This window comes from Gordonia mangrovi (assembly GCF_024734075.1).
GTDB lineage: Bacteria > Actinomycetota > Actinomycetes > Mycobacteriales > Mycobacteriaceae > Gordonia > Gordonia mangrovi.
In genome coordinates this window covers 2,052,345-2,065,739 of the sequence record NZ_CP102850.1, presented here as the reverse complement: position 1 = coordinate 2,065,739, position 13,395 = coordinate 2,052,345, and the positions used below count along the sequence as shown (strand labels likewise).

Annotated in this window: 10 protein-coding genes; 6 read left to right on the top strand and 4 right to left on the bottom strand. The window is 60.7% G+C overall.

The window, feature by feature from the left end; all coding sequences use genetic code 11:
* Positions 1 to 119: 119 nt before the first annotated feature.
* Complete coding sequence (locus NWF22_RS09430; protein WP_160904542.1) at positions 120 to 389, top strand: HigA family addiction module antitoxin; 270 nt, start codon at positions 120 to 122, stop codon at positions 387 to 389.
* Between the two features lie 98 nt (positions 390 to 487).
* On the opposite strand, the gene NWF22_RS09425 is transcribed toward NWF22_RS09430, so the two are convergent.
* A complete protein-coding gene (locus NWF22_RS09425; RefSeq protein WP_160904541.1) occupies positions 488 to 1,084 on the bottom strand; it encodes a TetR/AcrR family transcriptional regulator in 597 nt (198 codons plus the stop codon).
* A gap of 16 nt (positions 1,085 to 1,100) precedes the next feature.
* Here NWF22_RS09425 and NWF22_RS09420 point away from each other — a divergent pair, with 16 nt between their 5' ends.
* From NWF22_RS09420 to NWF22_RS09400, 5 genes are all read left to right on the top strand, one after another.
* Entirely contained in the window at positions 1,101 to 2,279 is a 1,179-nt protein-coding gene (locus NWF22_RS09420) for a TRAFAC clade GTPase domain-containing protein (RefSeq protein WP_160904540.1), read from the top strand.
* 667 nt (positions 2,280 to 2,946) lie between these two features.
* Positions 2,947 to 3,327, top strand: coding sequence for a hypothetical protein (locus NWF22_RS09415; RefSeq protein ID WP_160904539.1), 381 nt, complete (start codon positions 2,947 to 2,949; stop codon positions 3,325 to 3,327).
* Between the two features lie 126 nt (positions 3,328 to 3,453).
* The gene (locus NWF22_RS09410; protein ID WP_160904538.1) at positions 3,454 to 3,720 is read left to right on the top strand and encodes a hypothetical protein; all 267 of its coding nucleotides are present in this window, start codon (positions 3,454 to 3,456) and stop codon (positions 3,718 to 3,720) included.
* A 184-nt stretch (positions 3,721 to 3,904) separates the two neighbouring features.
* A complete protein-coding gene (locus NWF22_RS09405) occupies positions 3,905 to 5,425 on the top strand; it encodes a hypothetical protein (protein ID WP_160904537.1) in 1,521 nt (506 codons plus the stop codon).
* Positions 5,426 to 6,932: 1,507 nt separating this feature from the next.
* Positions 6,933 to 8,036: a hypothetical protein gene (locus NWF22_RS09400; RefSeq protein ID WP_160904536.1), complete on the top strand. Its 1,104-nt coding sequence runs from the start codon at positions 6,933 to 6,935 to the stop codon at positions 8,034 to 8,036.
* Positions 8,037 to 8,137: 101 nt separating this feature from the next.
* On the opposite strand, the gene NWF22_RS09395 is transcribed toward NWF22_RS09400, so the two are convergent.
* The 3 genes from NWF22_RS09395 to NWF22_RS09385 all read right to left on the bottom strand — a co-directional run bounded on the left by NWF22_RS09395 (position 8,138) and on the right by NWF22_RS09385 (position 13,378).
* Positions 8,138 to 8,980 carry a DNA-processing protein DprA gene (locus tag NWF22_RS09395; protein WP_160904535.1) on the bottom strand — a complete coding sequence of 281 codons (843 nt, stop codon included), beginning with the start codon at positions 8,978 to 8,980 and terminating at the stop codon, positions 8,138 to 8,140.
* A 1-nt stretch (position 8,981) separates the two neighbouring features.
* On the bottom strand, positions 8,982 to 9,560 hold the full coding sequence (locus tag NWF22_RS09390) for a hypothetical protein (protein ID WP_160904534.1): 579 nt from the start codon (positions 9,558 to 9,560) through the stop codon (positions 8,982 to 8,984).
* A 452-nt stretch (positions 9,561 to 10,012) separates the two neighbouring features.
* A complete protein-coding gene (locus tag NWF22_RS09385; protein WP_160904533.1) occupies positions 10,013 to 13,378 on the bottom strand; it encodes a Swt1 family HEPN domain-containing protein in 3,366 nt (1,121 codons plus the stop codon).
* Positions 13,379 to 13,395: the final 17 nt, after the last annotated feature.

The following is a 13,395-nucleotide window of genomic DNA, read 5'->3' as shown; positions in this document are numbered from 1 at the left end:
CGTTGCGCAACGGTATCCCCGTCGGGGACTACGCCGTGATCAGGTCGTTTGCCGACGCGAAAACGGAGCGGCTGTGCTCTGGTCATCGCGTGGCGGGACCGGCGGTGAACGGAGACGACATGAACATTCATCCGGGAGAGATCCTGCTGGACTTGATGGATGAGTACGGTCTGTCGCAGCGCCGCCTCGCAGATCTGCTCGGTGTCTCGCCACGCGCGATCAACGAGATCGTCCACGGATGCCGTCGTGTCACGGCGCCGATGTCGTTGCGACTGGGGAAGCTTTTCGGACAAACAGATTCATACTGGACCAAGCTGCAAGCCGAGTACGACCTGCGGGCGGCACGAGCGCACGTGGACGTGTCGGCCATTCAGACGCTTGCGGTGTGATCAACGATATCGGCGAAAGGCTGGCACAGCTCGAGCCATAGCTGATCTGAGTCAATGCGGCCCAGCGAACCGTCGACCACCGATCTGAGCGTGTCGCGTCAGACGGCGTCGAAATCCCGGGGAGCGACGCCCCGCCAGAAACCCGGTCCCGCGGGTGGTGGTTGCGCGGCGAGTTCGGAGCAGGCCAGTCCCTGGCAGGTGGCGTGGAAGGCGAAAATGCAGTCGGCATCTGTGCGGGACGGGTCGATGAGTCCGGCGTCGAGAACCCGGGCGACCCAATCGGCCAGCGCGTCGTAGCTGGCGATCGCGGCCTCGACGACCCGATTCTGTTGCAGCGCAGCAGGAGAGATCTCGTCGAAGGTGAGGCGGAACGGCGCGGGCCGGCTGGTGGCGAACCCGCGGAAGCCCACTACTCCGGCGCGGACGAGGTCGGCGACCGGGTCGTCGGTGGGGACCAGCTCGCCGACGCGGGTGGCGAGGTCGCGGTAACCCAAGGTGGCCAGGGCGTCGAGTAGTCCGTGCATGGAACCAAACAGGGCGTAGACCGCGCGATGACTGGTTTGCGCGGCATCGGCGACCCGACGCACCGACAGCGCCGTCTGGCCCTGCGCGTCCATGAGGTCGGCGGCCACGGTGAGCAGGCGCTCGGCCGTGGCGTCGTCATGAATCTTTGCCAGCTGTGCTGACAGAGACATGTTGTACCGTGCTGCCATGGCGAAGTACCCAAGGATTCGAGAACAGCACATCGCCGTCTTCGGCGAGAGCGGGTCAGGCAAGACTGTTCTGGTTTCGTCGTTCTTCGGCCCGACCCAGGAGGGGTCCTACCAGAATGATCTTTGGGATCTGTTAGCTGACGACACCGGCCAGGGGAGTCGGCTCTACAAGAATTACCTGCGCATGCGAGATCGAGCGGCAGCGCCGATCGCCACCCGATTCGAGTCCACGACCTACTATTTCTCCGTCAGACTCAAAGGCGGAGATAACGACGCGGGCAAGAAGAGGCCGTTCGACGTCCTCCGACTCGCTTGGCACGACTACCCAGGCGATTGGTTTGAATTGGAACCCCGTAGCTCAGAGGAATACAACAGGCGTACCGACAGCTTCCGTTCTCTGCTTCGGTCCGATGTCGCAATTCTGCTGGTAGACGGGCAGAAATTACTCGAGTATCACGGCGAAGAAGAGCGGTATCTCAAATCGCTTATGTTTAACTTCCGTCACGGCCTTCAGCGACTGAAGGACGACCTACTCAAAGACGGCCCCATCATCGAGTTCCCTCGAGTGTGGATCTTGGCCTTGTCGAAGGCTGACCTGTTCCCAGACTGGAACGTCGATACGTTCCGCGATCTAGTGATTCTCACAGCAGCAGAAGATCTCGAACACCTTCGATCGACCGTCGCCGAACTCATCGACACTCCTGAGGCTCTGTCAATCGGCGAGGACTTCATGCTGCTCTCGTCTGCCAAATTCGAACTCAAGTCGGACGGCCCGCAAGCGCTCGACATCGACCTCACTCAGCGCATTGGCCTCGATCTCATCCTTCCTGTGGCGTCGATCCTGCCGCTAGAACGCCGTGTGCAATGGCAGGGGAAGTTCGACATCCCCCTCAAGGTGCTCGACTCACTCGCCGACGGCGCCGAGCTGCTCGCAGTCGGCATAGCCGGCGGAAAATTCGCACCGATCGAAAAGCTCCTGGCCATGATGCCGAATTCCAGCAGAGTGGCCAAAGCGCGGACGATCCTGGCAGCAGCGGTCGAATTGACGGGACCGAAGCTCAAGGAAATGAACGAGCAGGCCCGGGCGCAGCATGATTATCTGAGAGCAACACTGACGCAGTTCAAGCGCGACCTCGAACAAGGCATCAGTAGCAAAGTGATCAGGAACCCGAAGTGAGTACCGGTTTCGCACTTCCCGAGTCGCTCATCTGGGCCACTCGGGGCCGGACCTGGGGTTTTCAGTTTCTTCTCGATGCAGGACTCAGCGATCCGCTTCCAGCCTACGAACGCGCGTTCGCAAGCCTTCGCGACGCGCCGACCGCTTGGCGACGCCAAGACGGACACGTCGCCCTGCGCATCTCAGATCCGCTCGCGCGTCCGGACTCAGCAGGCCGAGTGATCCCCCACGAATTCGTCATCTTCGGTGACCTCGCCGCGGCCGTCGACTCCGTCGACGATGGTCTGGACAAGGTGTGGCCTTTAGTATCTGAAACGTACGCGCGTATCTGGGCTGCCCCCAACCCACCAGATCTGCATAGTGGGAGTACCGGAGGCGAGGGACACACGGCATAGCCGTTGGCGTGGCGGTTTCTGACTCGGAACCTTACGACTACAAATGCGAAAGTCCCACTGGCGATTACGTTAGTCAGGAACCTGCTCGGCGCTAGCTGGTTGGCGCGAAGACTCGGGTTGGAACGCACTCGAACTACCAGTTGCGAGTTCCACACTTGAACAAGAGGCCGCAACCGGGCTGCTGACTGGCTGTCAGGGAATTGCAGGAGTTGACCCCCCCATGTACGAGCTACAACTGACTGACCATCGACGAATACCATCTGCTTGTCCTCTTGCCGGATACCGGCGAAGCACTTGGCAACACCGCTGCCGGGCGGTCGCTGGGCTGGGCCAGGCCGCGGTATATGTCGGCGTGCTTCGGGTTGCTGGACAAGCAGCTCGTTGTGAAGGCGCATGGCCGAGGCGGCGCGTTGCGACGCGCACCCGTCGCCGATGGCTCGGATGTGAGCGTCGACGATGCGACTGGCACGGCGACGATCCGACCGCCCGTTGCGGAGACGGAACTGTATGATCCGATCCTCGCAACCCTGCAGAACGAATGGGCGGAGGACCGCGGGTTCCGTGCCCTGGCGATCGAAGAGACCGCGCACCAAGGGCGGCGCCCCACCGGCGGCCAGTGGACCCGGGCCGATCTGGTCGGCGTGGGCATGTAGACCTTCAAGCATGTCCCGCACGAGCAGTTCGAGATCGTCACCTTTGAGGTCAAGCCGATGGCGTATCCCAACGTCATTCCGGTGTTCGAGGCTCTCGCTCATCGTCGAGCGTCGACGCACGCGTACGTGCTGATCGAAGTGCGAAATCTCCTTGTCGAGGCGCATCGACAGCAGCTCGACGCGATCAAGCGAACTGCCATCGAACACGGCGTCGGCATGATCGTGTTCGACGACCCCGCGGACTGCGAAACCTGGGAGGAGATTGTTGGTGCCCAGCGGAGCGAGACGTCCCCCGAGCTGCTCAATGACTTCATCGAAACGCAGGTGTCGCAGGCCGGACAGCAGACCATTGCGAGTGCGATCGAGCGCAGTCGGGGCGTCGAGTTGCCTTAGGTCCGAAGCGTGGTGACCCCGGAAATCACGCCCGCTCTCCGTTATGCGACACAGCCGGTAGAAAGGGTAAGGCAGACGTGTCTACCCGGCTGCTCACGACTTCGTAGATCGCCACAAGTCTCATCATCTTGAACGGCAAGCAAGATCCAGCCAGCTGCCGGAAGAGCTTTGCAAGAATCAACCCATGCCTCAGCAGATGGTGGTCGAAGGACCGGGCTGGTGTTCACCTGGTTTAGATATCCGCGGCGGCCGGTACCCGCTTGCCGTCGAATCGCCTGTGTTGCGAATGGTGGACACATTGGTTCCGGGCGTCTCAACCCTGACGAGGATAGGTAGGTACTACTCCTTGTATTGGGCTCTCGCGGGCTTCGCCGCCCGCCGCGACCTCAACGCGGATGCCTGCAGAGCGCTGGTACGACGTTCAGAAGTCGCGCTCGGTTGGCTCTCCCTCGGTAACCCGGCGGCTGGATTCGTTGGCCAGGGCGATATGCATGGTGCAGACAGGATCCGGTCGCTGGTGGCTAACGGCGATGGGAAGAATATGGCCGAGGTGGGGCCAGGTTCGTATTCCCCGCGACCGTGGGGGTTCTGGTCGCAGTACGGCGGGCCATGCGTGACGCTTGGTGCGGTGCAGATGCACAAGAGGGCATTGCGGCCAGGGACTGTCGCCTGTCCAGAAGTGGTGGCCGCGATGTTCGAGCCGCTTTTTGAGATCTGCGTCGCCCGTCCTGTACAGGCCGATGACCTTATCGCCCTCCAATCTCTGGCGACTATCGGCGCCGACTCTTTCGATGCTGAGTCGCTGCGGTGGCTGCTCACGAGCAGCGAACAGCGCGAATCGGAGCTGTCCGGGAACGACGAGACTCGGCGAGCAGCGTTCAGAATTCTCGCGCGATGTGCGCAACTCAAAACATCAGATTCTGAAGCCAGTTGGACCGAGGTCTTGCGGGCTGGGGTTGCCTACGGCGCCGAGATTGAGACGGATGAGGTCCTCGCGAACGAACCGCGAACGCTGGCGTGGCGGGGAACCTTACTCAGGCATCATTTCGTCGGTGCGTGGCGGGCGATGTGGGCCGACCTTGTTGAGGATGTGGCTTCCCACGATTCCGGAGCGACTCGTGCGGACCTCCACGACTGGATCACTTCGAGTTTGCGCGAAGTATCTGTTCGACAGTTTGTTGCGGAGTTGCCAAAGACGCGCGATGCAGATGGGCATCCGATCCCCGCTGAGTCGGAGCTGCCGAACAGCCTGGCATCGCCGCAACTGCAGATAGCGTTGTTGTTGACAGGGGCTCAGCGAGACTCGGAGTTGGAAGGTGTGTGCCTTTCGGCATTTCGAGGTGGCGCGCGTCAGACCAAGCAATTTCTAGATCCTCGATGGGTCGATTATCGGCGGGACGCCTATCTGGACCGACCGCTGGGCGACTTTGCTCGCGTACTCGTCGATGACATGCTCGCGCAATCCCATCGCGTCGCGCTTCGGAAGATGCGCATAGGGCTTGACGGGAAGATCACAATGTTCTCAAAACTGCATCAGCGCGAGAATCTGTACTTCACGTCGGGCTCAGAAGGGCGAGGTAATGTCGGTCTTCGGACCGAGCAGATCGGTTCACTCGCCGAACAACTCGGCTTAGTCAGCATCCAAGATGAGAATGGAATCAGCGTTACAACACTCGGATTGAGCGTCCTCGGTCTCGGATCATGAGCGCGACCTTCGAATTCTCATCGCCGCTTACCCTGCTGAGAGAATGGCGAGATAGCGGTCAGAACCTCACGGAAGCGCTAGTGCTCGGCTACACGATCGACCTCCCATTCCTCGAGAAATACTTCATCGGTCAGGCGCGGGGAATGGGTGCTCGCGTCACTGTGCTGTCCGACGCGCACCAGGCCACCCACGACGACGTCGACGTGCGGTACGCAGGAAGGAGCTATCTGCATGGTCATGTCGTCAGCTCGGGCGCGTTCCACCCCAAGTTGGCTATGCTTCTGAACGATGAACAAACTTGGGTTGCAATAGGATCAGGGAACCCGACGACTTCTGGATGGGGACACAACTCGGAGCTCTGGCTTGTCATGCGAGCATTCCGCAGCAAAGGGCCAGCTGCATTCAACGATCTCGCCGAGTGGTTGACAGATCTACCAGACTTTGTGCAAGTACCGAGTTGGATCGGCGCAACGGTCGAAGCTATCGCGGACAAGTTACGCCCGCAGGTAATCGACGAATCATATTCTTCACTAAGGGTTTTCAGCAACCTTACGCAGTCGGTTGTCGGTCAGTTACCAGCAACGGGGGCATCCGAGCTCAACCTCTGCGCCCCGTTCTTGGACCCAACGTCGAACGCCGTCGCCTACCTCATCAACCGCCTTCGGCCGGAAAAGGTCGTGATCGGAATTCAACCCACGCTTGGTAGCTACGACGGCCGATCGATGGTGGATGCACTGAATTCCGTACCAGCGCATGAAGTTCGCTACTTGGATGAGAGTCGAACGTCACACGGAAAGCTGATCGAATGGACGGTTTCGGGTCGACGTCACGCGTTGGTCGGAAGCCCCAATCTCAGTGCTGCAGCCTTGCTCAGATCCACAGCAGGCGGTGGGAACTGCGAACTTGCGATCTCTTCTCCCATAGATTCATCTCTCCTCCCTCCGGGTGCTCTGGCGGAAATCGCAGACTTGGTTAGCCGGCGCACGATTACAGACGACGATCATGTCCAACCCCGCGATCATGCGTTGACGTTGCTAGGTGTGCGTCGACGAGGAGAAGGTGTCGACATCGAGTTCGTGATCTCGGCTCAAGTCGCGGTCGTCGTCGAGACCTCATCCGACGCGGGACCAGGTGAATGGCTCGAGTTCCACAGGATTGAAGGAACTGATGCAGGACTTGTGACCTACTACTGCGCGCAGACGGCGCCGGCAGGCTGCGCGGTACGCCTTCGAGCTGTCATTGACGGGACCACTCATCTGTCACGAGTTGCTTTCGTGACTGACCTGCACCGATGTGGCCCACGAACGAACAGTGCAAGCGATCCCCGGCTCGCCCGCGACTACAGTGTCGATGATCTTTTCGAAAACACCGACCTGGCATGGCGTTTCCGAGACGACTACCTGCGGTTGGCCACCGCTGCCGGCAAGCGAGGAGGTGGACAGATTGCGAGTACATCTGCTGAGGCGGACCCCGACGGAACCCCAACTGAGGATGACCGTTGGGGCGCATGGCTAAGGTCGAGAATGCGTTCAAACCGAGCCTCGCAGGACTTCTGTTCCAGAACGCCGGTGACACAGTCCTTCGAGTTGACTCACCGGGCTGGGCGGTCGATCCCGACGAAGGTGTTGACATTACTGAAGACGAGGACGAGGAATCCGTCGATCCGATCTCGGAACCACTGTCCCCGAAGACTCGTATAGCACCGTCGATCGCTTCGGCAGCACGTGCTGCATGGAAGAAGTGGGACAAGAAAGTGCGCAGCCAGATATCCGGGGCCGAGCCTCCACTGCCAGTGGAGATCCGGCTGCTTGCCCTTCGCTTGCACCTCGACCTTCTGGCCGCCGGCCTCTGGGGGCCCTCTGACGAGGAGTGGACTACCAATTTACTCGACCTCATCTGCGAGGTGATGACAGATGAAGAGGACGAGGTGCATTTGGAAAAGGTTGAAAGCACGCGAGCTGCCCTAGTCGCCAACGGCTTCGCCTTGCTCTTCGATGAGCTGAAGCAAGTCGGTGGAAACGAAGTCGATCTCGCTGCGCAAGAGATGTGGGCAATGGCAGCGAGCGCGGTCGCCAAGGCGCAGGAACCGGATGTCAGCCATCATCTCCTACACCCCGGACGCGCATACGGGCGTATCGCCACAGGCACGGCCGTGGAACGACTAATTCAACGAGCGCGCGAAGCAGCCGATGATCCATGGGCCGAAACTCGGGCACTCCTCGCAGCTGAGGGATTGAACGCAGAGCTGCGCGACGGAGCCTGGACAGCCGACATCGGCGAGAAGAAGAGCCGACGAGCTACTGCTGCGAGGATTGCAGAGGTAGCCGGAGCGCCGTGCTGCGTGAAGGTGGTTAGCGACCATGGGGCTTGCTGCGTTCTATGGGCAGGAAGCGACATCGCGTACGGCGACAGCGTGACTAGACTGTGGAAACTATTTAGGATCAAAGTGATTGGCGGGCCGACATCAACTATCGCGGGATCTGATGGCCTTGCCGGTGCGCGCCGTACATATCCAATATGGTCTCCGAAAGGCGAAATAGCCCAAATCGCCAAAGAAATGGGGATGGATGACCAACTTCTGTCCACCTTCCTTGCGGAGTTCACAACGTAGGTGTGTCACCGCAACTTGGCCCGACTAAGTCTGGTTCGACGGTTGGCTACGCGTGGCCAAACCAGACAGAGGATTCGGCTTGGCAGATCACCGAACTAGTATCACAGCAGAGTTCCCTGTTCAGGACCCTCGGAGACGTCCGTAAGTAGTGTGCGTAACGCGTCGGGGGAGTCCACTGGTGTTGCTCCCTCGTCAATGAGGAGTTGATTCCCGGGCGGTGTATTGTCTCCGTAGGTGAGCGTCAGCAGTCGTCGGCTCAGCTTCTGAGCTTCACGGCCCGCAGCAAGCGAGCCCCCGGATTCTCTTGCTTCGACGACCAGCACTGACCGGGACAGGCCGCAGATCACGCGGTTGCGGGCCATTGCACTATGCGCAGCCCAACCTTGGTTGGGTGGGAACTGTGAAACGACTAGATGGTTGCCTTCAGTGAGAAGATCATGCAACGCGTCTCGCGGATGAGAGCGTGAGATTCCTTCGGGAAGTACGAATATAGTCCTGCCTCTGTTCGCCAGCGCAGAAGAAGCTGAGACCGTATCGACACCACGAGCGTTCCCAGCTACAAGGCAAAGATCCGCGGCAGCAATGACTTTCCCCGCCCTTGCCGCGGCTGATGCGCCTCGATCGCTCACGTCCCGGGAGCCGCTGACCGCTACGCAATCCTGCGTCACTAGTTTGGGGTTGCCCTTGTAGAACAGCACAGGGACTATCGGCCTGCCACGGACTGCAAGCATGTTCGGAAAAGCTGGATCGCCGACGGCGAGGACCCCTATGTCCTCGGAGGAAAGGCGCGCAGCGTGATCCTCGACTCGCGACATCTCAGACAGGTGCTTTTCGATCGCATCCTCGAGCACTTCGCGATTGAGAAGAGCTTTGGTAACCCGCGCCGGGGTGCGAAACAGATGAAAGGCCGCCAAGACGCGAAAGAGCTGTGAACTGTCGCTCATTTTAGTTGCGCATCGTTTTCGCTGCGGCCAGCCCAAAGACTTCGGTTGCACCAACGGCGCGTGCGGCGCGCGCGGTCTCGTTTTGACTCATGCCGGTCCAGAGAACGTCATCCACGACGATGCAGGACCCGCAGATTTGATCCTCAAAGTAGAACGCACCGGTGACATCCGGGGGGTTATCCCCCTTTCGGGGGCCACGTAGTGGGCCGAGCGCAGTCACGAATGGTTTGCCGGTCTTGCGGGCCACAGCTCTCCCGAGTAGCTCACCCAGACTGCCGCCGGTTCCGTTGGACCCAGGAACACTGGTAACGACGCTTGCTCGCGAATAGGCGGGGTGGCTTTGGACTACGTCAGATAGGCCATTGGCGAGGTAGTGGAAATCAGGATCGATCCTAAGCATCGCTGTCGCAGTATGCCGTTGATACTTGAGGTCGTTGATCGCTTGGCCGCTCCGCGTATTGCTCCATTTGGAAGCGGGGAGTCGCGTGTTGATTGTTTTGTATCGGTCGAGCGCGATGGCGAGATTGAGGTTGCCAAGGCCAGCCAGAGGAATTGCCGGATGATTGAGCAGAACCTTCACAAGTCGATGAGCGTCCTCAGGCACTCCGTACGGCCAGTCCAGAACGAGCGTTTCACCAGCGGATGTGACCTCGAGTCTCGGTGCGTATTCGAATTGGTTCCTGAACAGATGTGAGAGGTGATACCGAGAGGCGTCGTCTGCGATTAGATACATCCGGGTGGCCCGGTCCGGCCCACCCGGGTTGATGCGCACAGTCTTCACGCGGGCTATTCGACCTCGGCTGTCGGAGCCAGCGGCCTGGCAATAGTAGAAGTCGCCTGCGAGCTCTGTGGATGCCTCTGATACCGATGCAGGTGCGCTTCTATCTGGCTCAGACTGCGCCTGAGTATGAGGCGCAGGTCCGCGGGACGGAGTTCCGTAGGACTTCGTCCCGGGGCTCGATACACGGACCCGGGTCTTTGCGCTATGTATGGCTCTGGTTGCCCGATCGTGAACTCGCTCAAGTAGGCCCATTACGAATCCTCGAAACCCGACTGGGCGTCGTCAAACTTCAGAGTGCGCGCGTTCTCGGACACTGTCCGCACCGTGCCTTCGGAAAACCCAAGCGGGTCCGTTGCCTCGATCTCGATGGTCACGCTCACTTCGGCGTCGCCGTCACGCAGGTGAGCGAGCACCTCATCGGCGATATTCTTGAAGTCCAGTGCAATCCGATCGGCATCGAGCGTCTTGACGCCAAAGAACCGAGTATTACGTGGCGCGGGTGGGGGTTTCGGTGTCTCGGAATCCTTGTCGGTTCGACGGACGTTCGTATCGGCGTCCTTGTCGTTGGAGTCTCCTCCGTTACGCTCGTCTGCTTTGGACTCAATGTCACGCTGGGCTGACGCACGATCCGGTCTGACAAGCAGTAACGAGTCGGTTGGTGCGGGCGCGGGGTCCTTGTCGCCCGGAATCCACAAGCCTATGTAGCGGTCCGCGCTTGCGTCATAGTCGGTTGCCAGCGCGTAGGCATCGGTCTCCCAGATCATCGGCAGCTCGACGACGCCTTCGTCGAGCACCCGTCGATCGCGCAGTCGCGGCATGTAGGTGTACTGGCTGTACAAGCCCCACAAAGTCCCCAACGACACGTGGCCGTCTTTCCAGATCTGTGGAACCTTGTTGATGGACAACCGGATCGTGGCCGCCGCCTGGCGGGTAGACAGGTCTCCGTCGTTTCCGAGTCGACGGCAGGCGCGTTCGGCGAGCGACTCGGACTGGCCTTCGACCTTGACCTCGCGGATCACGAATGGTGCGCTAATGTCCTTCTGCGCAGACGGCACAAGTGCCCACGTGAACGTTTGCAGCAGGCGAGAACTCGCGGTCTGGCCGGCCTGGTCTCTGCGTTGCGCTGCTTGGTTCTTCTGGTTTTGAGTGAGGTCGAGATCGGTCTCGTTGTCGAGGACGTGCCGCCAGCCGAGGTAGTCACGGACCGCGTTGTCGAGCTCCTCAAGTCGTGCCTCGTCAGCCGCGAGGAAGATGACCATGTTGCGGTGCGTTCGACTGGCGCTGCCCCTCTGCTCGGTTGCCTTCTGTGCGAACTCCTTTGCCGGCGAATCTGTACCCCGCTTGTGCGCAACCTTGGGGTGCAGGACGACAAGGCGTGCTTCGTCGATATCGGGAATGTCGGCGTTGACCTCGGGGCACACGTGAATCCCGGCGAAGTCGCCGCGCGACCGCCCTTGCGTCTGCAGGCGCTGCACGATCTCGGCCCACACGTCTTCTTTGTGCAGGCGCTCGGCTTGGTCTTTGGCCGTACGGGTGATGTTTGCCTGCAGGTCGTACCAATACTTGCCGGAGCCGGAATAGAAGTAGGTGGCGCGGTCCTGCAACTGGTTGAGTGCGGAGTGGAAGTTGCCGGGAACATCGCCCGGGATTGCGGTACCGAGGAACACCCGCTGTGTCGCAATCCCCTTGCTCGAAGCACCAGGGGCGACAGTCGGAGCCGCACCGAAGAACACGGTACGGGCGAGTCGCTTGGTCAGCGACCGCTGGCCGAACAGCGGCTTGTCCTTGTCGACCCGCGCAGGTTCGGACTGCGGACCATCCACATCGGCATCGATGATCGCTTTCCACGAATCCTGTAGGTACTGGGTCAGTTCGGAGTTCACTTCTGACGTGGCGAGTGGAATCGATCCGGGCATGATGAGCGGTGACGCATCCTCGCCCGTCCACAGGGCGTGGATCACCGTCGACATCAGCCGCAACACACCACGGGTTCGTTGGAACCGCTCGAGGGAGGACCATTCCTCGTACAGGGTGTCGAAGAGCTCGGGATGGATCGGGTAGGTCTGCTTGATGCGATCCTCGTAGGCAGTGTCGCGCGACTCGCGTGGGAAGTCGTCGGTGTACTTTCGGTACATTTCGACGTACGACCGTGCGGTTGCGTTGATTGCGGCGAGCGCCGCTGCGTCGGGCTGGGTGAACAGTCGTTGCTTGACGATGTGGTACGCCTCGGTGGAGGAGGCGGGCCGCCACTGATCTGCCACACGACGTACGACGTTCTGCAGACGCTTGAGGGCTTCCAACCCGTGGGTGCCGCCGACTTCCTCGGCATTCCCGATGACTGGCTCGGAATCGTCGCCACTCTCTGAGGCTGGGATTGAAATGGCCAGCAGTATCCCGGACGTACCTTTGGCGGCTTCAGTCAGCGACTGAGCGAACGTGAACTGGTCATCGAAGGTGCCGCCGGCCAGGTCGTCTCGGCCCACGAGGGATCGTGCATATGCCACCCACTCGTCGACCAAGATCACTGCCGGTGAGTACGCCGCGAGGAGGTCGTGAAGCGCCTGGCCGGGCGGCGTGCGGTCGGCGTCGGCTTTCGCCACGATGGCGTAGGCCTCTTTGCCACCGAGCTGCCAGGCAAGCTCGCCCCATACCGTGTTGACGTGAGTGTCTCCATGCAGCACACCGGAAGGGCTGAGGTGGTTGCCCACGATTGCGACGCGGTTCGCTTTGTCGCCTGTGTACCCGCTGGCCACCAGCAGTTCCTGCACGTCCTGCGGGAAATCACCGGCCGGCAGACCTGCGGCAACGTGCCATAGCGACAGCATCGAGTGCGTTTTGCCGCCACCGAAGTTGGTCTGCAAGTTGATGACCGGCGATGAGTTGTCGTCGCCGGACAGGCGCCGGACAGCGCGGCCAATCAAATCCTGCAGTCCCTCAGTTAGATAGGTTCGCCGGAAGAACTCGACCGGATCGGCGTAGTCGGCGTCGACCTCACCGCCACTGGCGACTTTATAGAGATCGGCGGCGAACTCAGAGGCGTGGAAGTTGCCGGTGGCGACGTCCTGGTGGGGCGGTAAGACATCCCGCCACGGCTTGAGGCCTGTCGATTCAGGATTGTCGACCGCCGCTTTGAGGGCCTTCTTGTCGGCTTTGTCGGCGGTAACACGGCGCAGGTTGAGGCGGATCTCCTTGACCTCGTCGCCTTCCTTCGCGGCGCCGATCAGTCGGAGCAGCCGCTCGCCGGTGTCGAGTGCGCGGTATGCGTCGTCGTCGCTGAAGGTGCCGTTGTGTGCCCAGGAGTTTCGGGCTTCACGAAGCTCGCTCGCGTAGGTCTCACCGGATCGGCCCAGTTCACTGTTGAACGGGTACCAACCCTGTTTGATACCACCAGTGATGTTGCCCTCGGTGAGCATCCGGAACTGGACCTGAGGGTCGCGGGGATCGTAGGTCCGGTCACCAGCTGAGTTGTTGCGCTGGTCCTTTGCCTGCACCAGCTTGACCCATTCGGCGCCCTTGGCACGGTCGGCACGCCCGATCACCGTGGAGATGAAGTCGTCCAGGGCTGGTGCCATCGCCTGGAACATGCGGTCGATGCGTTCACGGTTACTCGTCGCCATCGTCTCTCCCGTTCTCG